Origin of the sequence: Clostridium acidisoli DSM 12555 (genome assembly GCF_900176305.1) — a bacterium.
In the GTDB taxonomy this organism is placed as follows: Bacteria; Bacillota; Clostridia; order Clostridiales; family Clostridiaceae; genus Clostridium_I; species Clostridium_I acidisoli.
Genome location: NZ_FWXH01000057.1, coordinates 1 through 2,263 on the forward strand (window position 1 = coordinate 1; position 2,263 = coordinate 2,263).

Annotated in this window: 3 protein-coding genes; all 3 read left to right on the forward strand. The window is 31.6% G+C overall.

Going from position 1 to position 2,263, the window contains the following annotated elements:
* On the forward strand, window positions 1–585 hold a 585-nt coding region (locus tag B8978_RS20035; protein ID WP_207651906.1), incomplete at its 5' end, for a hypothetical protein.
* Window positions 570–872, forward strand: a complete 303-nt coding sequence (locus tag B8978_RS19320; RefSeq protein WP_084117906.1) for a hypothetical protein — start codon at window positions 570–572, stop codon at window positions 870–872. The genes B8978_RS20035 and B8978_RS19320, both read left to right, overlap by 16 nt.
* A gap of 11 nt (window positions 873–883) precedes the next feature.
* Complete coding sequence (locus B8978_RS19325; protein WP_084117907.1) at window positions 884–1,630, forward strand: enhanced serine sensitivity protein SseB; 747 nt, start codon at window positions 884–886, stop codon at window positions 1,628–1,630.
* Window positions 1,631–2,263: the final 633 nt, after the last annotated feature.

Genomic DNA, 2,263 nt, shown 5'->3' on the forward strand with positions numbered 1-2,263 from the left:
GTAAAGCAACTAATAACAGGAGAAAAGAGTATAACAATAGGAGTACTAGATACAGGAACAGGGTTAAGAATACCTAATATATCAGTAATAGATAAAGATATAGAAAAGATAAGTAAAATAGAAAATATTAATGGTAGTAGTTTAGAGGGGGTAGGTAATCCTGAGGATGCAGTTATTGAAGATTCAACATCTGTTAAATACTCACCAGTAAATCCAGGACCATTAAAGCAAAGTGTTGCTGAAACATTTACAGGTGCATCATACACTAAAACTGTATTAACGGAAGATACAACGGTATATAGGGTTTACGGTGGTGATGCTAACCAAGCTGGAAGTTATATGTCTAGGACACCTCAAAATGGTGGGATACAATCTCAAATTGATTTGGCATTAAAGCCAGAATGGGGAAATTCAACGGAGTATGTAACTGAAGTAAAAGTTCCTAAAGGGACAGTAATTTATGAGGGGACAGCAGCTCCACAAACTTTAAATGAAACAATAGGTGGAACAGGTCAATTAATTGGTGGAGGTAACCAAGTATATATTCCATGGGAGGAGTTGAATCCAAAATGGTTTGGAAATTAGATTGTGATTGCAATGAACGAGTTGGAGTAAAAATTGATTCTATGAAATTATTTGAAGAAATAAAAGAGTTTTTTGATGCACAAGTTAAGAATGAAATTTTTAAAGAGGAAAAAGTCACAAAGCCATTTTATATTTGGAAAGATGATGGAGAAGAAAAAAAATGGTATGCTACAAAATGGTATAAATGTCTTCAATGTGGATGCTTATGGGAATTTGATTATCCTGATTTCCCTGCAAGTGGGTTTGTAAGGAAGTTTGAAAATGGTATTTACTATGAAAAGGAGTAAGGAGAAATGAAATGGATATAAATAAACCTGTAACAAATAAGAAGTTGGTAGAAATAATGCAAAAAATTAAAAATGATAAATCAAGAGAAACAGAGTTTTTAGATGAATTGTTAAAGGCAAAGTTTTTGTGTCCTGTTTTAATGAACTTAAAATCAAATTCTAAAAGTAACAGAGGAAAGATTATTTTAAATGAAGGAACAACTATTAACTTATCCAGTATAAGTTCTAAAAATGGTATGAATTACTTAATGGCGTTTACGGACTGGACAGAATTAAGCAAATGGAAAAGTCAACCAAACCAACAAACTTTGATATTGTCATATAACGATTACCAAGCAATTATACTAAAAGATGATTCAACTTATGAAGGTTTTGTAATAAATCCGTATGGTGAAAATATTGTATTAGAAAAGAATTTAATTCAAAACATAACTCAAAGATTCGAGAAAATAAAAAAGGGTGAATCAGTGATGATTGGATTACCAAAAGAATATCCTTTTGATATGGTGCAACAGATGATAATACATTTTGATAATATTAAAGTAGTAAAAGCGGCATATTTATTATGGATGGCTAGAGGAGATGAATCAAGCTATTTGTTAGTATTGGATATTGTAGGTATTCCTCATAATGTATTTCCGCAAATAGCAGATGTATGTAAACCATACTTAAAAGGAAAACTATTAGATATGATACCTATGAACACAGCATTTGGTAAAAATGCTATTGAAAATCAACAGCCATTTTACCAAGCTTAAAGTGATAATGTATAATCAGAAAAATGGAATATGATTTCGTCGATGTTGCATTAATAGTTAATATTGATAACAAAGTTATACTAATAATACTCGCTACATAATTAAGCTAATATTAACTGCATAATAATGCAAACGGAGAGAGTTAAGTAAAATCAGTGCATTTGAAAAGATGACTCTGGGCATAATAATAATTCTGCAGTTAGTAGACAGTTTCCTGTGAAAAACACACTCTAAAAACTGCAAACAGCCATCGAAAAGAGGTTTCAATGCTAGTTGCTATGGGAAACATAGTAGATTCAGCAAAAACTTCTTTTGGTGGCTGATTCAAGCTAATAGCAAAACTTCCATGGATGCTAAGATGGGTTTCTATTGAAGTTTTTCTTTTCAAGGTCTAACTTGGACGCAATAGGGTCACAGCTTGGTCGTACTTTGGACGTAAGAAATCTAGTGAATTCAATAACTTAGTCGTATAGGTCTAAGTTTTTCAATAAAAATAAACTATAGAAAAAATACTCTCAATAATAAAATAAAGTTGCTTCCATTCTGACCCCATAACAGTCTTCGACAGTTTCTAACGAGCATGGTAATATAAGAATATACGATGGAGGTTAGAAATATGGCTAGAAGAAAGTT

Excerpts from the sequence above, each read along its gene's own strand:
- B8978_RS19320 (WP_084117906.1), top strand. The coding sequence starts at position 570 with ATGGTTTGGAAATTAGATTGTGATTGCAATGAACGAGTTGGAGTAAAA.
- B8978_RS19325 (WP_084117907.1), top strand. The coding sequence starts at position 884 with ATGGATATAAATAAACCTGTAACAAATAAGAAGTTGGTAGAAATAATG.